At 60.4% G+C, this 19,116-nt stretch carries 20 protein-coding genes; 9 read left to right on the plus strand and 11 right to left on the minus strand.

Annotation, left to right across the window (positions count from 1 at the left end):
- Positions 1-118: 118 nt before the first annotated feature.
- Positions 119-355: a hypothetical protein gene (locus JFN91_RS11580; RefSeq protein WP_183345634.1), complete on the plus strand. Its 237-nt coding sequence runs from the start codon at positions 119-121 to the stop codon at positions 353-355.
- A gap of 8 nt (positions 356-363) precedes the next feature.
- On the opposite strand, the gene JFN91_RS11585 is transcribed toward JFN91_RS11580, so the two are convergent.
- From JFN91_RS11585 to JFN91_RS11625, 9 genes are all read right to left on the minus strand, one after another.
- A complete protein-coding gene (locus JFN91_RS11585; protein WP_199389350.1) occupies positions 364-924 on the minus strand; it encodes a menaquinol oxidoreductase in 561 nt (186 codons plus the stop codon).
- A gap of 63 nt (positions 925-987) precedes the next feature.
- Positions 988-1,830 (minus strand): cytochrome C, encoded by an 843-nt coding sequence (locus tag JFN91_RS11590; protein ID WP_199389351.1) that lies wholly within the window; start codon positions 1,828-1,830, stop codon positions 988-990.
- A 199-nt stretch (positions 1,831-2,029) separates the two neighbouring features.
- Entirely contained in the window at positions 2,030-3,385 is a 1,356-nt protein-coding gene (locus JFN91_RS11595; RefSeq protein WP_199389352.1) for a polysulfide reductase NrfD family protein, read from the minus strand.
- Positions 3,382-4,299 carry a 4Fe-4S dicluster domain-containing protein gene (locus tag JFN91_RS11600; RefSeq protein WP_199389353.1) on the minus strand — a complete coding sequence of 306 codons (918 nt, stop codon included), beginning with the start codon at positions 4,297-4,299 and terminating at the stop codon, positions 3,382-3,384. Before JFN91_RS11600 ends, JFN91_RS11595 begins: the two co-directional genes overlap by 4 nt.
- Before the next feature lie 46 nt (positions 4,300-4,345).
- Positions 4,346-4,870, minus strand: a complete 525-nt coding sequence (locus tag JFN91_RS11605; RefSeq protein WP_199389354.1) for a cytochrome c3 family protein — start codon at positions 4,868-4,870, stop codon at positions 4,346-4,348.
- A gap of 61 nt (positions 4,871-4,931) precedes the next feature.
- Positions 4,932-5,108 carry a hypothetical protein gene (locus tag JFN91_RS11610; protein WP_199389355.1) on the minus strand — a complete coding sequence of 59 codons (177 nt, stop codon included), beginning with the start codon at positions 5,106-5,108 and terminating at the stop codon, positions 4,932-4,934.
- Positions 5,109-5,147: 39 nt separating this feature from the next.
- On the minus strand, positions 5,148-5,396 hold the full coding sequence (locus tag JFN91_RS11615) for a hypothetical protein (RefSeq protein ID WP_199389356.1): 249 nt from the start codon (positions 5,394-5,396) through the stop codon (positions 5,148-5,150).
- Between the two features lie 84 nt (positions 5,397-5,480).
- Positions 5,481-5,867 (minus strand): response regulator, encoded by a 387-nt coding sequence (locus tag JFN91_RS11620; RefSeq protein ID WP_183345652.1) that lies wholly within the window; start codon positions 5,865-5,867, stop codon positions 5,481-5,483.
- Between the two features lie 108 nt (positions 5,868-5,975).
- Positions 5,976-6,227: a hypothetical protein gene (locus JFN91_RS11625; protein WP_199389357.1), complete on the minus strand. Its 252-nt coding sequence runs from the start codon at positions 6,225-6,227 to the stop codon at positions 5,976-5,978.
- Between the two features lie 559 nt (positions 6,228-6,786).
- Here JFN91_RS11625 and JFN91_RS11630 point away from each other — a divergent pair.
- The 8 genes from JFN91_RS11630 to JFN91_RS11665 all read left to right on the plus strand — a co-directional run bounded on the left by JFN91_RS11630 (position 6,787) and on the right by JFN91_RS11665 (position 15,872).
- Positions 6,787-8,193 (plus strand): sigma-54-dependent transcriptional regulator, encoded by a 1,407-nt coding sequence (locus JFN91_RS11630; RefSeq protein WP_199389358.1) that lies wholly within the window; start codon positions 6,787-6,789, stop codon positions 8,191-8,193.
- A gap of 206 nt (positions 8,194-8,399) precedes the next feature.
- A complete protein-coding gene (locus JFN91_RS11635; RefSeq protein WP_199389359.1) occupies positions 8,400-10,712 on the plus strand; it encodes a hybrid sensor histidine kinase/response regulator in 2,313 nt (770 codons plus the stop codon).
- Positions 10,713-10,717: 5 nt separating this feature from the next.
- Positions 10,718-12,130: a sigma-54-dependent transcriptional regulator gene (locus JFN91_RS11640; protein ID WP_199389360.1), complete on the plus strand. Its 1,413-nt coding sequence runs from the start codon at positions 10,718-10,720 to the stop codon at positions 12,128-12,130.
- 312 nt (positions 12,131-12,442) lie between these two features.
- The gene (locus JFN91_RS11645) at positions 12,443-12,712 is read left to right on the plus strand and encodes a hypothetical protein (protein WP_199389361.1); all 270 of its coding nucleotides are present in this window, start codon (positions 12,443-12,445) and stop codon (positions 12,710-12,712) included.
- Positions 12,713-12,736: 24 nt separating this feature from the next.
- On the plus strand, positions 12,737-13,453 hold the full coding sequence (locus JFN91_RS11650) for a DNA-binding transcriptional response regulator (RefSeq protein WP_199389362.1): 717 nt from the start codon (positions 12,737-12,739) through the stop codon (positions 13,451-13,453).
- 27 nt (positions 13,454-13,480) lie between these two features.
- Positions 13,481-14,569: a multiheme c-type cytochrome gene (locus JFN91_RS11655; RefSeq protein ID WP_328746834.1), complete on the plus strand. Its 1,089-nt coding sequence runs from the start codon at positions 13,481-13,483 to the stop codon at positions 14,567-14,569.
- Entirely contained in the window at positions 14,566-15,288 is a 723-nt protein-coding gene (locus JFN91_RS11660; RefSeq protein ID WP_199389363.1) for a cytochrome b/b6 domain-containing protein, read from the plus strand. The genes JFN91_RS11655 and JFN91_RS11660 overlap by 4 nt, the downstream gene beginning before the upstream one ends.
- 38 nt (positions 15,289-15,326) lie before the next feature.
- Positions 15,327-15,872 (plus strand): hypothetical protein, encoded by a 546-nt coding sequence (locus JFN91_RS11665; RefSeq protein WP_199389364.1) that lies wholly within the window; start codon positions 15,327-15,329, stop codon positions 15,870-15,872.
- A gap of 97 nt (positions 15,873-15,969) precedes the next feature.
- Here the strand turns inward: JFN91_RS11665 and JFN91_RS11670 are convergent, their stop codons facing one another.
- Positions 15,970-16,962 carry a cytochrome c3 family protein gene (locus tag JFN91_RS11670; RefSeq protein ID WP_199389365.1) on the minus strand — a complete coding sequence of 331 codons (993 nt, stop codon included), beginning with the start codon at positions 16,960-16,962 and terminating at the stop codon, positions 15,970-15,972.
- A gap of 423 nt (positions 16,963-17,385) precedes the next feature.
- Positions 17,386-19,032, minus strand: a complete 1,647-nt coding sequence (locus JFN91_RS11675; RefSeq protein ID WP_199389366.1) for an aspartate:alanine exchanger family transporter — start codon at positions 19,030-19,032, stop codon at positions 17,386-17,388.
- Positions 19,033-19,116 lie beyond the last annotated feature (84 nt).

Here is a 19,116-nt window from a genome sequence, read left to right on the forward strand (position 1 = left end):
CTGACGAAAGGCCCCGTCTCATGGCGGGGCCTTTTTTTTATGGCGGCCGCAGGCGGATGGTGCTAGTCTTCTGCCTCAGCGGCGGTCCAATACCAGCTACTTCTCAACGGGAGATGCCATGGACGAAAAACTTGCACAGATAGCGGCGCTGGCGGGAAAGAACGACAAGATCGCCGAAAAGCTGGAGCAGATGCTCACCGGCCCCAACGACCGTGCCTACGTGGTCTGCAGCTTTGACGACTGCAAGTTGCACGAGAAGGGACGCTGCACCATCTACACGGTGCTCGACGTGCCGCGCATGAAGACCGGGCAGCCCTGCAGCGGTTACGAAAAGGTGGCTGCGGCGGAGAACTAAGGGGAAGGTCAGTCGTAGAGGGAATCTTCGTCTTCCTCGGGAGGCATCCTGCCGTTTCGCTCCAGGAAGGCGAGCTGCTCGCTGCGCTTGCCGATCTGGTCGTTGCAGAAGGTCCAGATCCGGTAGCTTTCCAGGCACAGGATGGTGAAGCCGGCGCCGAAAACGGCCCAGTAGTTGTCCTGGAGCCCTTCGGCGAAATAGTAGAAAAGGTAGAAGCCGGCCAGGTAGCCGACGTGGCAGAAGCTGCTGGGATGACGGATACCGGCCATCATGCGCGACAGGCTCAGTATGATGGCGGAGAAGGTGTAGAGCACCAGCACCAGGCTGATCATGAGCGGCTTGGGGGCGGCTCCCAGCGCCGCGACCACTTCCTGGGGCCTGGGCAGAAACCAGAAGTCGCGCCACGCTACGGTGCTCAAGAGCAGAAACAAGGAAAGAGCCCAAAGTCCCCGGTTGGAGAACCTTCTCAGTCTCCCTATCTCATCCAGAAGTCCTTGGCGCAACTGTCCCTGCGCGTCGCGCGCCACGTCCCCCACGGTCCCCACCTTGTTGTTTTCCGCCTGTTCCATCGCTCGCTCGACTCTCTGAAGGGGACAGGCACCTGCGTAGCCAGTCCCCACCTACGATAAAGGTCACTTGTGCTGACAGACGGGATCGTGCTCCGTCGCCTGGAAAGGCTTTTGCTCAATTTCGTTTAATTTGGCTCTGATAAAGTAGTAAGATTGTGCGATCTTGTCAAGCTCATAGGGAAGGTGCGGCGGCCGGGATGTGCCGTTTCCTTCCTCGCTCCTCTCAGTGTACTCCTGCAGCTTCCTCATCGGAACCAGCACGATCATCTTTAACAGCGTTATCACTCCTGCGATAGTGAGGAACAGGGTCAGGATGGAGAAGATCAGCATCTGCATCTTGATCAGTGCCAGAGAGTGCAACGTTGCTTCCTGTGACAGTCCGATGTCCAGCGTTCCCAGCACGCGCTGTTCGGCCGGGTGGAAGTGGCAGGCGGCGTTGGCGCATTCAGGCTCGTTGTAGATGGGGGCCGTTATGGCCAGGATCTCGTCACCGGCGGCATTCTTGAAGGTGCGCGCCTTCTGCATGGTCCCCAGCGTGGTGATCGGCGCCGCCTTCTCGTGGCAGACCACGCACCCTTCTGCCTTCTTGTCCACCTGGCGGTTCAGTTCCTCCGGCTTGGAGGAGAAGGCCACCACTCCCCGCTTGTTGAAGATGCGCACATGCTGCACCCCGTTTTGGGCGCTGATGTTGCGGATGATGGCGCCGTTGAGCTCCGAGTCCGACTTCATCATGGCGTAACGGGTGGACTTCAGCACGATGCCGGCCAGGTTGTTGGCCTGCGTGATGGAATCCCGGATCACCACCTGTTTGATGGCCGCGTAAAGGAGCACGAAGCAGACCACCAGAAATCCGGTAACCACTATCCCTACGGGAACCAAGGCCCTTCCTGCGATCTTGTCGAACATGGCTCCATCTCCAATCTGGGTTGCCGGATTGCTTCCCCGTCAGCCCCGCTGTGCCGCACTTGCCTCTTTGAACCAGCCCTTGCTGCGTTGCCCTCGAGGGGACTGGCTCCGTCAGGTGCCTGTCCCCATAAACGCCTGAGTGATGACACCTTCCAGGGGCGCCGCCCTTACCGCGGCAGCGCCCCCTTCATCGATCCTGCTAGTCCAGCTTGGTCATGCTGCTGTAGCTCGCCACGGGAACCCTGCTCGGTTCGCGCCTGCCCAGTGCCGGTACCGGCACCGCCTCGGGCACGGTCTCTTCCTGTTCCTGCTGGCGCCATTTGAACAGGATCGGCAGCCGGTACAGGATGAAGCGGTACACCACGATGTAGGTGGCGAAGATGGTCAGGCTGATGATCACCTCGCGCCAGGGGGGGATCTCGCGGTGCGGCAGTTTCCAGTTGAAGGTGATCATGGCGGTGTTGACCCGGTTTAGCACCACGCCGAATACGGTCATAAAGGCGCCCAGGCGCACGACGTTCATCTTCCTCGTGTGCACGCCGTAAGTCATCAGGGTAAGCGGCAGCATGAAGCCGACGATGATCTCGAACATGAACCACTGTCCCCAGCCGGTGTCCAGGTAGGCCCACTTGTTGTCGTGAGCGATGGCGATCAGCTTGATGGTGATGTAGGTGGCGATCCCCATGCAGGCGCCCTTGGCGAGCGACACGGTTACCTTGTCCAGTTTCTCATGGAAGCGGTGGTCGCCGCGCCATGCCATGGTCTTGGCCGCGATGGTGCTCACCGTGATCACCATGCACAGGCCGCCCGGCAGCGAGGAGACGAAGAAGTGCAGCCACTGGAACGAGGAGGAGTACCAAAGCGGATGTACCTTGCCCGGTGCGTAGGTGAAGAGCGCACCCAGCGCACCCTGGTGCAGGGTGGACAGGATGATACCGGAAACGGTGAGACCCAGGGTGATCCTGCGGATGGCGCGCTTGCCGGCAGGGAAGCCGATCCACTCGAAGAAGGCACTCGACACCTCGGCGACCTGCACCGAGAGGTAGGTGGCGACGTGCCAGGCAACCAGGAACAGTACCGCGGCGGGGCCGAAGGAGACCACCATCGGGTAGGGGAGGCGCCAGGGCTGCCCCAGGTCGGCCAACAGGTACATGACCGCGAAGAAGTAGCCCAGGAGGCCGTTCAATAGCGCCAGGCGCTCGATCGGCTCCAGGTCATGCCTGCCGAAGATCTCGCAGGCGGTGCCCAGCTGGAAGCCCGAGGAGGAGAGCGGCACCATGGCGAAGAGGCCGAAACCAAGGAAGAGGCCCCAGGGGTAGTCGTTGGAGCCGCTGGTGGCCCAGGCCAACCCGAAGAAGAACCGGCCGATCAGGATCGGGATGCCGATGGCGAAGATCGCGCCCAGGATCCAGTTGAACGGGTTCCGGAAGGCCTGCAGCAGGTACTGGCTCGGGGTGAGCCCCAAAAGGAGCTTGTTGAGCAGCGTGCGCTTCTTGCCGTCCTCGTCGTAAGGTGAGTCCACTATTGCCAAACCGTGCTGGATCATTTTTTTCATGGCTTGGTATCCTCCTGGTTGGAATCGGTATCATGCCCATGCCCGCCCTGCTCCTCGTGCTTGGCCAGCAGGTGGATGCCGGAGAAGAGCGCCGGCCAGATGGAAAGCACCATCGGCACCATGCCGAGGAAATCCTTCACGTTGGAGATGATCGGGTCGTTGGAGAGCGTGGTGTCGAAGCCCAGCTTGTCGAAGCCGACCGGGGCCAGGTAGAGCCAGCTGGTGCCGCCGACTTCCTTCTCGCCGTAGACGTGGTCCACGTAGCGGTCGGGGGTGGCGCGGATGCGTTCGTGCGCCAGCTTGATCAGGTCGGCGCGGTGCCCGAAGGTGAGCGCCTCCTGGGGGCAGATCTCGACGCATGCCGGCGGCTTGCCGTACTTGAGCCTGGTGTCGTAGCACAGGATGCATTTCTTGACGATGGGGTTGGTCGCGCTGTCGTAGTCGTAGCCGGGCACGTTGAACGGGCAGGCGATCATGCAGTTGCGGCAGCCGACGCAGACCTTGGAGTTGTAGATGACCGCCCCTTCCTTGGTCTTCGTGTAGGCATTAACGAAGCAGGAGGTGAGGCAGGCCGGCTCGTTGCAATGGTTGCACTGCACCTTGCGGTACACCGGGCCGGACGGTTGCTCTTTCTGGTAGCGGTTCACCACCGTGTAGGCCTTCGAAGTGGGGCGCCGGTCGTGTTCGAATACCGACGGATCGTCGAAGGAGGTATCCGGTTCCGGCAGTTTCTGTTCCTTGTTGCAGGCAGCTTCGCAGCTGCGGCAGCCGATGCAGCGGGTGGTGTCGACCAGGACACCCATGGCCTCGGGATAACCCTCAAAGGAACCGCTGGCCCAACCCTTGTTGGTTTTGCCCAGCGCTATCGTGGTCCCGCCTATCAGGCACGCCTTCAGGAAGTTTCTTCGTTTCATCAGCGTTCCTCCTCAATTCATGATGAGCTGCTGTAGTTGGTGCATCTCATTCCTCTTCTGCATGGGCGGGTTTGGCTCCCTTGCGGTTCGTGCTGTAGAAGGCTGCGCCCTCTGTGGTGCGCGGATGGCAGTCCTGGCACCCGGTCGGGCCGTTGCCCATCTTGTTGTGGCAACCGATGCAGTTCTGGTGCATGGCCCCCTTGAGCCCCATCTTGTCCAGGTGGTAGCGCTGCTTGTCGGCGCGCTTGGCGGCCAGGGTCTCCGGGGAGAACGGGGTGGCCGAGTGGCAACCCTTGCAGGAGACCACGGCGGTCGGGCTCGAGTTCTGGTGGCAGCGGGCGCAGTTGGGATCCAGTACCAGGGTGCCGGTGGTGTGGTGGTGGCAGTCGGCGCATTCCTTGATCGACTGGATGTGCTTGGCATGGTTGAAGGTGAACGGGCTGAACAGCTTGCCGTTCTGGTTCAGGGTGATGGAGTCCGGTACCGGCGCGCACTGCAGCGCAGCAGGGGAGGACACCGATATGGCGCCTATGGAAAGCGCGGCAACTATAAGATGTTTGTAAGAGGACATGTCATGTTCTCCTGGCTCTGTAGTAGTGGGGAGGCTCACTCCCTTGCTGCTTTTCCCGATGCTAGTGGCGCGCTGCTTCCTTCGTTTCTTCCTGTTCCTTTTTGTGCAGGTAGCGGTAGAACATGGGGAACCCGATGAAGAAGGCGACGCAGATCAGGTACTCCACCCCCTTGATGTACTGGTAGAAATCCACCAGCGTAAAAACTTCCTTTATCTGTCCTATGGCATCCAGTGTCATGGCTTGGCTCCTTTGCGATCAGGTTGAATTCCATCGCCCCTAGTGGCTCTTGACGCGGGAGGGGGATTTTTCCTGTTCCTTGCCGATCCCCTTGAGCATGCCGTAGAGGGTGATCAGGGCCGGGATTAACTGGACCACCAGCACCAGGGCACAGAAGCCCAGGAACAGCAGGATGCCGAGCTTGCTGACGAATACCTTGCTGGTAGAGGCGGCGAAAGCGTTGGCTGTCGTCATGAGAAAAACAATGGCTGTGTTCACTAAAGCTGGCAGACGCATCTTGGTTTTCATAACTTCCTCCTTTTGACGCTTTGATGGGAAAGACTCGGTCCGTTTATCTTCGGGGCGGCTCGGTGCCGGCCCCCTTTGTTACCCTTACGCCATCTGCAACTTGAGGCTTTCGAAGGCACACTGTACCGCCTGTCTGATCTCGGCGCGGTCCTCGGCGTTTACCGGTTTCAATGCATGGTAGAAGATTCCCTCGCTCCTGAGCTTCCTGGAGAGCGGCAGCGAGGTGCCGGCGGCTATGAGAATGATGGAGAGCTTGCGGTTGCATTGTTTCAAAAGCGGGATGATCTCCGAAGCGGAGAACTCATCGAACTTGGTGCCCAAAAGCACGACCTGGGCGGTTCTTTTCAGGATCCCGGAAACGGCACTTTCTATGGAATTGGTGACGATCACGTTGTAGCCGGACTCGATGAACATCTCGGCCATCTGTTTTCTGCAGTCCATGTCTTCGTCCACGATGAGAAGTCCTTGCATAGCTTTACCCTCACACGGCTGGGAGCATCGGTTCCGCTGTAGGTTGGCCGCGCCGCCGACACCGGGCGGCGCGCCGGCGGAAGTCTCGCCCCGCCAGCCGGCCAGCGGTCATAGGCTGGTCCTGTTGTTCTTGGCAACCTCTTTCGCGCGCTGCTCGGCTTCGGTGGAAAAGATCCCTTTCAATATGCGGAGAAACATGGTGAGGCCCGGTGCCAGCTGAAACAGGATCACCATGGCTATGAATGCGATGAAGATAATGGCAGCCAGGCCGAGTCCCCCGGTTTGCGTTGCGGTGGGAGATGCCATTGCCTGGGTTCCGTCCATCACCAGCGAGGCTGTCGTTACGGATAGAACCTTCATGATAGTCTCCTTTCTTTTGGTGTGTCTGCGAACCTGGGTCAGCTTACCTGTCTGATGACCTTGCCTAGCATCCAACGTGCCATTTGCTTTTAAAACTTATAAGTAGTTGTTCTGTAATACTATTGTCGGGTAGTCCGTGGTGGTTTGGGGGGCGCTTGGGCGGCCCAATGTATAGTGACCCTATACATGCTGCGCAATGCTCTGAAGGGGGCTTGCCGGGGTGCTCTGTAAAAACGTAATGATTTCAATGTGTACGTGAGATCAGTACGGTGTATTGTTCCGGCATACACCAATAAATTCAGGTGAGTTGGCGCGGTTACAGCCGGTCGGCGGCCACAATGGGAGACGAAACAGCAGGTCTGTCACAGGTAAAGCAGTGAAAGTATTTTCATGTCTTTCTGTTGACAGAGGCTTCTTTGTGGGCTATTGATACAGCGGATGGACTCCGTGGAAGGGACCTCGCAATGGCAGAGGATGACGCGTGAGCCGTCCTGCTTCAGCGGGCTCGTAGAACCGATAGGCACGGTGCATCTATAGCTGGATATAACATGGTGATTCTATGCATATTCTAGTCGTCGATGATGAGTCTGTTATCAGGGAAGGCCTGGCACGTATTCTCGAAGGAGATTCCTTCACCGTAGATGCCGCCAAGAATGGGCACGCTGCCATAGAGCTTTTGCAGCAGAAACAGTTCGACCTGATCATCACCGATCTGAAGATGCCGGGCATGAGCGGGTTCGAGGTGTTGAACGCCGTCAAGATACTGCAACCGGACACTCCGGTGATCATGATCACCGGCTTCGCCACCGTGGAGACCGCCGTCGAGGCTATGAAGAACGGCACGGTCGACTACATCGTCAAGCCCTTCACTCCGGAGCAGATCCTGGAGAAGGTGCATCTGGCGCTGGAACAAAAGAAGAGCACGGTGGAAGATATCGTGGTGAAGAAGGAGATCGACTGCCACCACGGCTTCGACGAGTTCGTCGGGGAAAGCCGGGAGATGCAGAAGGTCTACCGCCGCATCATCCAGGTCGCCGCCACCGACAGCACCGTCCTGATCACCGGCGAGAGCGGCACCGGCAAGGAGGTTGCCGCCCGCGCCATCCACAAGCACAGCTCCAGGCGCGACCAGCCCTTCGTCGCCGTCGATTGCACCGCCCTCGCTGAAAACCTCCTGGAAAGCGAACTTTTCGGTCACGTCAAAGGCTCCTTCACCGGCGCCATGCAGACCAAGATGGGCCTGTTGATGGTCGCCGACGGGGGGACACTCTTTCTCGACGAGGTCTCCAACATCAGCCTCTCCACCCAGGCGAAACTCCTGCGCGTGCTGCAGGAGCGCCAGGTCACCCCGATCGGCGGCACCCAACCCGTTTCCTTCAATATCCACCTCGTCGCTGCCACCAATCGCAGCCTGAAGGCCATGGTGGCCGAGGGGAAATTCCGGGAAGACCTCTTTTTCCGCCTCAACATCATCCCCCTGGAACTCCCCCCTCTGCGCGAGCGCAAAGGGGACATCCCGCTGTTGATACGTCACTTCATGAACAAGTTCGTCGAGGAGGTCGGCAAGGACGTGCGGGGGATCTCTCCGGACGCGATGCACTTCCTGGAGAACTACTCCTACCCCGGCAACGTCCGTGAACTCGTGAACACCATCGAACGGGCCGTGGTCCTGTGCGAGGGGGACGTGATCCAGAAGGAAAACCTGGAATTGGGCGAAGCGGCCGAGGTCTGCAGCACCGGGTTCGACGGCTTCGTCCCGACCAACGCCGAGGCCCTCAAGGAGATGAAACGTCACATCCGCGACCGCTCGGTCGAGAATGTCGAGAAAGCGTTCGTGATCCAGGCCTTGAAGCGCAACAACTGGAACATCTCCCGTGCCGCCGAGGAAACCGGAATGCTGCGCCCCAACTTCCAGACCATGCTGAAGCGCCTGGGCATCTCCGTTAAGGATTACTTCGGCCGGTAGGATACTCCTGCCGGTCTTCCCCCTCGCACGCCCCTTCCCTCCTGATGCTGCCACCGCGGCCGACACTGTCTCTGTGCCGTAACATCATCTCTTTTTCCTCACGGTTTCTCTCTTTAATTGTGCTCCGACAGATGGCGAGCTTTTTCCAATGTGTTAAACTCAATGCGTGTTTCTCTTAAGGCCGTCAACGGCAGGGGAGAGCGTGCATGAAACAGATCAACAGTGAAAGAAAGTTGACCCCCCTCAATATCTCGATCGTCTATGCCGTCGTCGGTGTCCTCTGGGGCGCCGCTTCCTGTTTGTTCCCGGCCGTGCTGGCGCACAAAAACTCCATGTATCTCTCCGTGGAAACCCTGAACCATGCCTTCTTCATACTTGCCACGGCTGCGCTGCTCTACCTCCTGATCAGCCGCAGCGAAGGGGACGTGGTGCGCGGCCGGGAGTCGCTGTTCAGGGTCAACCGCGCCTTGAAGACCTTCAGCGGCTGTAACCAGGCCCTGGTGCGGGCCACGGAAGAACTGCAACTGATGAAGGACGTCTGCCGCACCATCGTCGAGACCGGTGGCTACAGGCTGGCCTGGGTTGGGATGGCGGAGCATGACGACTGGAAAACGGTGCGCCCCGTGGCGCAGTGGGGAGACCGCGGCGGCTACCTTACCAAGCTGGACATGAGTTGGGCCGACATCGACCGCGGCCGCGGGCCCACTGGCACCGCCATCAGGACCGGCACCACGCGCATCGTCCAGAACATCCGCTACGATGCCAGCTGGGCCCTGTGGCGGGAGGAGGCGCTAAAGCACGGCTTCGCCGCGTCCATATCGCTGCCGCTGGTAAACGAGGGGCACCCTCTGGGGGCATTGGTGATCTTCGCCGGTGAGAAGCGCGCCTTCGGCAAGCAGGAGGTCAAGCTCCTGGAGCAGCTGGCGGACGATCTCTCCTTCGGCATTGCCACGCTGCGCATGAACGTCGAGCGTAAGAAGGCGGAACAGGAAATCATGCTGCTCGCCTCGGTGATCGAGCAGTCCAAAGAAGGCCTCATCCTCTTCGACAGCGACGGCACCATACAGTACGTGAACCCTGCCATCGAAACCATCACCGGGCACGACGCCCAGTGCGTGGTCGGGCGCAACGTCGCTGTCCTGGGCGATGGCGACGGCGGTGTCGAGCTGTATCGATCCGTGTGGGACGACCTGACCAAGGGGGAGCGACGCAGTGGGGGGCACTTCATCCAGAAGGGCAAAGAAGGGGAGTGCTACGAGATCGACATTACCTTCTGGTCCATCTCCGATACCGACGGCGAGGTTAAGAACCACGCCGCCCTGGTGCGCGACGTGACCCACGAACTGCAGCTGGAGCGGCAATTGCGCCAGGCCCAGAGGATGGAAGCCATCGCGACCCTGGCCGGAGGCATCGCCCACGACTTCAACAACAACCTGGCGTCCATCATCACCTGTACCGAGATGGCGCGCGACGACGTGCCGCCGGAAAGTCCCCTGCGCGAGCTTTTGGACGTGGTGCTCAAATCGAGCTACCGGGGGCGCAAACTGGTGAAGCAGATCCTCACCTTCTGCTGCAAGGGTGAGCAGGAGCGGCAGCCGGTCCAGGTCGAGTCCATCATGAACGAGTGCCTGAACCTGATGCGCCCCTCGATACCTTCCTCGATAACGGTCCACGCGCACCTGGAACCGGATCTGGGCATGATCATGGCCGACCCGACCCAGATCCACCAGATCATCATGAACCTCGTGACCAACGCGAGCCATGCCATGAGACTCAAGGGCGGGCCGCTCGAACTCGCGCTGGAAAACGTGGCCCTCGACGCCGATTCCCTCGGCACCCCTGATCTCCCTCCCGGCCCCTATCTGAAGCTGACCGTGAAAGACTCGGGCCACGGCATGGATCAAAAGACCATGGAACAGATCTTCGATCCCTTCTTCACTACCAAGGGGCACAACGAGGGGACCGGGCTCGGCCTTTCCGTGGTGCATGGCATCGTCAGGAACCACGGCGGGGGGATCACGGTGAGCAGCAGGCCCGGACTGGGAGCGACTTTCGAGGTGTTCCTGCCGCGCATCGCCACGGTGCAGAAGGACGCCCTGCTGCAACCTGAAGCAGCCTCTATGATGGGAACCGGCCGGATCCTCTTCGTCGATGACGAGGAAGACGTCGTGTTTGCCGGCAAGAAGATGCTGGAGCGGCTTGGCTACCAGGTGGTCACCGGCCGTGACGGCATGGAGGCGCTGGAAATATTCCGTGCCGACCCGGGAGCCGTCGACCTGGTCATCACTGACCAGACCATGCCCCGCATGACCGGGATCGAGCTGTCACGTGAGCTCTCTGCGGTCCGCTCCGATCTGCCGGTCATTCTCTGCACCGGCCTGGGGTCGGGCGTGGACCGCACCGCACAGCGGGAGGAGGCGGAGCAGGCAGGGGTCCGGGAAGTAGCTTTCAAGCCGCTGGACCGCGAGGAAATGACGGCGATGATACGCCGGGTACTAAGCCCGGCCGGGGAGGCATGACGGGCATGGCGAAGATCCTGATCATCGACGACGAGGAAACCGTCTGCCAGTCCATGTCCCTGGTGGGCAAGCGCGCCGGGCACGAGACGAGCTGCGCGAGGACGCTGGCCGCCGGTTGCCAACTCGCGTCGGAAGGGGACTTCGACCTGGTGTTCCTCGATGTGCGCTTGCCCGATGGCAACGGCCTGGAGATGCTGCCGCGCCTGGCGCAGGCTCCGTCCAAGCCGGAGATCGTCATCATGACCGGATACGGCGACCCGGCCGGCGCGGAGCTGGCCATCAACAGCGGCGCGTGGGACTACATCGAAAAAGGATCCTCGGTCAAGGACATCACCCTTTCCCTGGTGCGGGCCCTGGAGTACCGCAAGCAGAAGCTCTCCCTGTCCGGTCGGCAGGAGGTGGTCGCCTTGAAGCGGGAGAATATCATCGGCAATAGTCCCGCCCTGACCGCCTGCCTCGACGCCGTGGCGCGTGCGGCGGTAAGCGATGCCGGCGTTCTCATCCTGGGGGAGACCGGGTCGGGTAAAGAGCTCTTCGCGCGGGCGGTACACCAGAACAGCAAGCGTAGCGACAGGCCTTTCATTGTGGTTGATTGCGCCAGTCTCCCGGAGACGCTGGTGGAGAGCCTGCTGTTCGGACACGAGAAGGGTGCCTTCACCGGCGCCGAGAAGGCGCGTGACGGGCTGATCAGCCAAGCCCACGGCGGGACCCTGTTCCTGGACGAGGTGGGCGAGCTGCCCTTCGCCACGCAAAAAGCTTTCCTCCGGGTCCTGCAGGAGCGGCGCTACCGTCCGGTGGGAGGACAGCGTGAACTGGAGAGCGATTTCCGGCTGGTGGCGGCGACCAACCGCAACCTAAACCAGATGGTGGAGGCGGGGACCTTCCGCAGCGACCTCCTCTTCAGGTTGAGCACCTTCGTCATCGAACTCCCCCCGCTGCGGGAGCGTAGCGAGGACATCAAGGAACTGGCCCGCTATTACATGGACAAGTTCTGCGAGAACAACGGCCTCTCCCCCAAGGGGAGCTGCCCCGAATTCATGGAGACCCTGCAGGCCTACAGCTGGCCCGGCAACGTACGCGAGTTCATCAACACAATAGAGCGCACCGTGCTGACCGCCCGGGAGCAACCGGTCCTCTTTGCCCAGCACCTGCCCACCCAGATCCGGGTACAGGTGACCCAAAGCGCGGTGAACCACCACGAGATCGCGGCCGCGCCCCCGCAACTGTCGCCGCCCAGCCAACTCCCCAAGCTCAACGACTTCCGTGACAACGTCTATACCCAGGCCGAAAAGCAGTACCTCTGCGACCTGATGGCGCTGGCCCAAAACGACATCGCCACCGCCTGCAACCTCTCCGGACTTTCCCAGTCCCGCCTGTACGCCCTCCTGAAGATCCACGACCTGCACCGCTCGACCTAGCCGCCGCAGCTCCTTTCTGTTGCCCCCCGTTTCTTTCCTGTCCCGCAAGAACGTTCCTGCGCGGCAGGAAACGGATTCGATTACCCGTGTGCCGGCTTTCCTGTGGCAAATGCCTGCAATCACACATCTATTTCTGCGTTGTTCGCTGTCGGACCTCTCCGGCCGGTCGTCTCCCTACAATTCCCTTTTTAGAGCTCGTTGACTTGTAAGTTGCTGTCTTCGCACGGCTTTGTGGCTTGGTGCGCGTTTCGGCACCGGGGTTGCTAAGTATGGGTAACCCTTCGGGGAATAATGCGGAAAAAGGAGAGGGCCATGACAAAGGAAACGAAAGAATCATTGTCCGGGAAAGTGACAAGTTGGTCGATCATCGGGGTGGTCGTGGCCGGGACGCTGCTCATCTCCGGCATAGCCGACATCTCCGAGGGGAGCGGGCTGATGGCGAAGATATTCCTTCTCTTCATCGGCGCCATCATCGTCGTGCAGGTCATCCCTGGCGTCATGCTTTTCGGCGCGATGCTCAAAGGGATTTATGGTCTGTTTGGCAAGAAGGTAAAGGTTCCTCTGGAACAGGACAAGAAGTAGCTGTCGCGAGACGCGAGGTGGCTTATGGACGAACGGGGAATCATCATAGCGGACCGCGACGCGGAATTTCGCAAGCAGGTAGCGGAATACTTCCGCAAGGCGGGTTACGAGGTTGAGACCACTGATTCAACAGTCCACGTACTCTGCAGCATCCTGCAGAAGAAGACACCGGTGTTGTTGTTGGGAAGTGACTTTGACCAGAAGGTTTCGTCGTCGGATCTGATTCACCTGTTGAAGAAATGCAACCGCCACCTGAACGTCATCATGGTCTCCGACGATCTGCCGCTGAACCAGGCGAGGCAAGTACGCAGGGCAGGGATCTTCTACCAGGCCATGAAGCCGGGGGAAGCCGGTGACACCGAGGAACTCGGGCAGGCTGTCGAGTGCGCCTTCAAAACCTATCGCGCCAATCGGCAGCAGGAACGCATGGAGGCCGCGATGAGGCGCCGTGCACATCGACATGAATCGGTGCAGCAGCAAAGCGCCAGCATCCCGATGCGGTTCTCGTGGCTGATTGCCCTTGCGGTCCTGGTCTTCGGGACGAGCTTCCTCGCCGTCTCGGCGGCTCAGAGCGTAGATCGTGGCGGCAGCCTCGGGATGTGGCTCTTCCTCGGGTTCAGCGCCCTGTTGCTGGTGGCGCAGTTCGTCCCGATCTTCCGGATCAAGTTGCCGCACCGCATCATGGCGCAGCACGCTGCCAAAGAGCAGGCTGCCTCATCGGACCAAAAAACATCTCACTAAGGACGCGCTCCTTGAAAGGAGGGATACGTGAAACCAGCCGACCTACAAAAGATGAGTTTGCTTGCCAAGCTGGCGTTCTGTGCCTGGGCCCTGGCCGGGCTCATCGCGCAAGCGAGCGCCTGGGGGTTCTCCTACGGGGATCAGACCGGCAACAACCAAGCCTGCCTATCCTGTCATGGTAAGACAGGCGACGTGCCCAAGGGGAGTTTCATCGACCCGCAGCGCTTCACCCAGACCGCCCATGCCAACCTCGGGTGTGAAGCCTGCCACGCGACCGTCCCCGCCAACCATCCCGACGGCGCCAAGGTCCCCAAGGCCGACTGCCGCGAATGCCACTCCGGCATCAGCGAGGAGTACGCCAAGGGGCTGCATGCCGCCAAGACCGCCTGCAACGGCTGCCATAACCCGCACCTGGTACAGAACCCCAAGGATGTGTCCGGGCAGGAGATCAACATGATCTGCTCCAACTGCCACAACTCTTTGGAGATGACGGCGAAACACGGCGAGTGGCTGCCGCAGTCGGAACTGCACCTGCGCATGCTGCCGTGCATCACCTGTCATACCGGCGCCAAGGACTACTACATCAGCATGTACATCGTGAAGAGCAAGGGGGATAGCCGGTTCGGCAAACAGGAAGTGGCCGAGTACGCCGATCTCAAAGCCATCGCCGGTAGCCGCCCCATCGTGTCCCTCATCGACACCAACCGGGACAACTACGTTTCTCTCGAAGAACTGCGGGTCTTCAACCGCACCCAGAAGGCGCTCCATCTGTACGGGATGATGACCCCGTCCACGGTATCGCACAAGTTCGAGATCCTGGACAGCCGGCGCAACTGCAGCTTCTGCCACACCTCCGGCTCCGGACTCATGCAGACCAGTTTCATCGCCGTGCCCGAAGCAGACGGCACCTTCCTGAGAGTTCCGGTGGAAAAGGGTGCGGTCCTCGATGCCCTCTACGCCGCTCCGGACTTTTACATGATGGGATCGACCAAGAACGCGAAACTGAACCAGATCGGGCTTGCCATCATCTGCTGCGGGCTCATCATGCCGGTGGGACACGGGTTCGTCCGGTTCCTGACCCGTAAAAATAGGAAACAAAAGGAGCATCAGTCATGAGCGAGAAAACGAGGATCTACTTACAGCCCTGGCCCATACGCATCTGGCACTGGATCAACGCCTCGGGCATCATCATCCTGATCCTGTCCGGCGCCCAGATCCGCTTTCCTGAGACGCTGAGCATCTTCACCAGCTACAAGAGCGCCATCGAGGTGCATAACACAGCCGGGATCATCGTTTCCATCTCCTTCTCGTTCTGGTTCTTCTACTACAAGATGGTGAAGAACACGCTGGACAAGCTGTACATCCCGGACGAGGAGGACATCAAGCACGGCCTGGTACGCCAACTCCTGTATTACTGCTTCTGGTACTTCCTGGGGCGGCCGAGCCCGTATCATGCCACGCCGGATCACAAGTTCAACCCCATGCAGAAATCGGCCTACCTGGCGGTCATGTTCGTGCTCATGCCGCTGGTCGGACTGACCGGGATACTGCTGCTGAACGTGACCCCACTGCGCGTGCTGGTACTGATGTGGGGCGGTATCAAGTTCATCGTCGCGCTCCATTTCCTGCTGGCCTGCTCGCTGCTTGCTTTCCTCTGCACGCACGTCTACCTGGCGACTTTGGGGGACTACATCAAGCCGATGCTGATCGGGTGGGAGGAAGTGGAAGAACACGAGGAAGCCGAGGTGCCCCCGGAAGTAGCTATTCCTGGCTACCGCCCGGTACGGCACTATCCGGAGTATGAGCAGGCGCTTCTGGAGCAGCGTCACAGCTGATGGGACAGGGTTGCTAATTCCGGGAAAGGAGAACGGCCATGTCAGGACATCATCTTATCGAGCATTTGAAGGCGAAACCGATACGGGAAACGACCCAGGTCGCGACGGGAAGCGAACTTTCCTGGAGCCGTGAGCAGGTTGCCAAGAGCGTCGAGCAGTTGCATGTCCTTTCCCGCCGCGGGTTGTGGGGGCTGTTGCTCTTCCTGGCCCTGAGCGCCGCGGCCCTCGCCCTCAGCCAGCTAAACGTTTCGTCGGGTGCCCAGGCGGAACTGGAAGGGATCTTTGGTCCGCTGCCGTCGATCGACGTGCTCAACCTTGTCCTGGGCGTCTCGTGGCTGTCCGCGCTGGTGCTGATCGTGGGGCGCAGGGGAGGCGATGGCAGGCCGGGGTACAGCTGGCACAACGTCGGACTTCCGGCTGTTTTCTACCCGCTCTATGCCTTCTGTGACACGACCGGCACCTACTTTCCGGTAGTGTTCCTTGCCGGCCTCGTTCTGCTGCTTTTGGAACACGGCTTCGTGGTTTACTACACCGCCAAGGCGATCAGGGAGGAAACGGCCCGCCTGGAACGTCTGCACGATTGAGCTTTCTGTGCAGGAACGGCCCTCCATGCACAACCGGCCACTCGATTTCGAGTGGCCGGTTTTTTTGTTTCCTGTTTTCAGAGGAGCCTGCGCCCTGCTAGCCGTGCTGGTGGCAGGAATCGCAGTTGCCGTTCACGGTGAAGGCTGCCTTGCCGTCGTGGCAGGCGCCGCAGGACTTGGCTTTTTTCATCTCTTCCATGGAGACCTGCCTGCCGCCGCGCTTGGTCGGGAAGGTGCCGCTGTGGCAATCCTTGCACTTGTACATGCCCAGGTGATTGCTGTGGCTGAACTTGACGTCGCCGACGTCGGCCACCTTGAACTTGATCTCCTGAACCGGATGGCATTTCTCGCATTGGGACACGGCGAAGGCATCCTTGGCGTTGTGGCAGGCCCCGCAGGATTTCCCTTTCTCCATGGCCGCCATGGTGACCGGCTTGCCGGAGCCGAGCGGGAACACCTTGGTATGGCAGGAACTGCAGCTGTAGAGTTCGACGTGCTTGCTGTGGCTGAAGACGGTGGGGCCGGTCTCCTTCACCTTGAACACGACCTGCTTGGGTGAGGGGTGGCAGCCGTCGCACTTGGCGACGCTGAAGGCCTTCTTGCCGTTGTGGCAGGCGCCACACGACTTCCCTTTTTCCATCTCGGCCATGGAGACCGCCTTGTTGGGACCGGTCTTGTACAGAGAGTTATGACAGGCGTTGCACTGCATCGTTTTCAGGTGCTTGTTGTGGCTGAAAAGTACCGGGCCGGTCTCTTTCACCTTGAAGGTGATGTTCTTGACCTGGTGGCAGGCCGTGCACTTGGCGACACTGAAGGCCTTTTTGCCGTTATGACACTTGCCGCACGATTTTCCCTTCTCCATGTCGGCCATGGTGTATTTGACTTTGGCCGCGCGTGGATTTTCATGACAGGTCTTGCAACTAACATTGGGGCTCTTCTCCACTTTCTTCTTCAGGTGCTTGTTGTGGCTGAAGACCACCTTGCCCCCCCCATCGGTCTGGTAGGTGATGTCCTTCAGCTCGATGGCGTATGCTGCGGAAGATCCTACGGCTAGCGCGGCCAGGACAATGAACGCCGATGTGAATCTCATGGTTGCCTCCTTTGACGGTGTAGTGGGATTGGCTTCTTATGGTCACTCTGCTGCGAGCTCGATTACCGGGAGCGGCGGGGGACGCCGCGTTTGCTGCTGCTACGGATAAACCGGCACGAGTTGTCTTTAGCATTAGCCGTGCCTGATTTTTTCGGCGCGGAGTAAGTGCTCGTAATTAAAGGTGAATTTTTGTAAACCGAGCGCGGGCACGGCGCACGGCTGTATAAAGATGCTATACACCAAGGTGGCGCGTGCGGTGGTAACAGGCCGTAAAGACAGGCCTTTTTGTTGAAGGATGTATGCCGCGGGCAGGCGGCTGCTGTATAGCAAACATATACGAAGATGAAGGGGATGTTCTGCGCGGGAAAAAAGAGGGCCGCGGAGGGGAACCCGCGGCCCTGCCACCGGCTCATGCCGTGGGGGTCATAGCTGTCCCGTCGACATCAGGATGATGTGGACCAGGATGATCTTGCCGATGGTGGCAAACGGGAAGACACAGGCGTAACCCTGGTCGGAGAGGTCGTTGCCGGTCTGCTCTTTGATGTAGCCGAGCCCCGGTGTCGAGGTGTGCATGCCGGCGACGATGCCCACCGCCAGCGTCATGGGGAGTTTCAGGATCTTGTGTGCGATGAACAGGCCGAGAAAGGCGGTGACACAGGTGACCAGGACGCCCGTGATGAAGATGCTGCCACCGCCACCGTGGCTCAAGGTGGTAAGCAGACTGTAGCCGGAGCGGGTGCCGATACCGGCCAGGAACAGCACCAGCCCCACCTGTTTCAGCACCATGCTGGCGCTGTAGGGGAGGCTCCAGACCATCTTGCCGGTCCGGCCGAAGGTGCCGAGCAGGATGCCGACGATGAGCGGTCCGCCGGCGAAACCGAGCTGCATGCTGCCGCCGCCGGGGAAGGGGAACGGGATCAGACCCAGCACCAGCCCGATCACCAGCCCCAGGCTGAAGGTCATTACGTCCACCTCGCTGACCCTGCGGTAGGAGTTGCCGAAGAAGGCGGTGACGTCGTCCATGCAGGTCTTGTGCGCCAGGACCCTCACCACGTCCCCCAGTTCCAGGACCATCTCGGCCTCGGGCAGGAACTCGTTATCGCCGCGCCGCACCAGCGTGATCACCTCGCCGAAGCGCTGGTCCTGGTGCAACTCGCCGATCGTGCGCCCGATGGCTTGCGGGCTGGAAACGAAGATCCTGCGGTACTCGTACTCGGTGCGGTCCAGGCCCAGGCGCTCCTTGCTTCTTCGCTCCCCGAGCACGGTCGCGATCTTCTCGATTTCGTGCGGCGCACCGGCGACCATGGCCAGGTCTCCAGCCTGCAGCACGGTGGCGGGGCCGGCATAGAAGAATTCGTCACCCCGCTTGATCCGGCTGAAGATGACCTCGCAGTTGTTGGACTCGTTCAAACCCTGAACGGTCAGGTCGGACGGATCCACCTTCTGCACCTTGATGGTGCAGTGCACCAGCGAGTTGCGGTCTTCGGGCTTGCGCAGCACCTTGAACTCCGCCTGGTAGTCCACCTTCCAGATTTTCTGGCACACATTGATGGTGAGCATGAGCCCGATGACGCCGATGGGGTAGGCGACGGAGAAGCCGACCACCGGTTCTGCCAGCAGCGTTTCCAGCATGTCAGGCGGCGCGATCTGGCGGATCGATTCCAGTGCGCCGCCCAGGGCAGGCGATGCGGTCATGCTGCCGCAGAAGATGCCGGCGGCGATGCCGGGCTTGATGGCGAAGTACTTCTGCAGCGCGAGGCAGAGGGCCGCCGAGGCGCAGAGCACGATGCCCGCGAGGCCGTTGTTCATCACCCCGTTGCGCCGGAAGGTCGAGATGAAGGAGGGGCCGGCGGAAAGGCCGACGGTATAGACGAAGAGCGCCTGCCCCATTATGTAGACAATGGCGGGCGCCTTCATGTCGGGGTGGAGCATGCCGAAGGCAAGCCCGACGAAGAGGACGGCGCCGACGCCGAGGGTGATGCCGTACACCTTGATCTTGCCCAGGGGATACCCCAGTGCTGCCACCATGAGCAGAAGCATCAACGGGTTCTCGAGGAGTATCTTGATCATGATTGCCACCTCTGTCGCCGGCGGGCGCTGCGGCGCCCACCCCTGATGAACTCACCCCGCCGGGATGAGTGTCACGCGTCTCTT

Origin of the sequence: Geomonas anaerohicana, from assembly GCF_016458305.1 — a bacterium.
GTDB lineage: Bacteria > Desulfobacterota > Desulfuromonadia > Geobacterales > Geobacteraceae > Geomonas > Geomonas anaerohicana.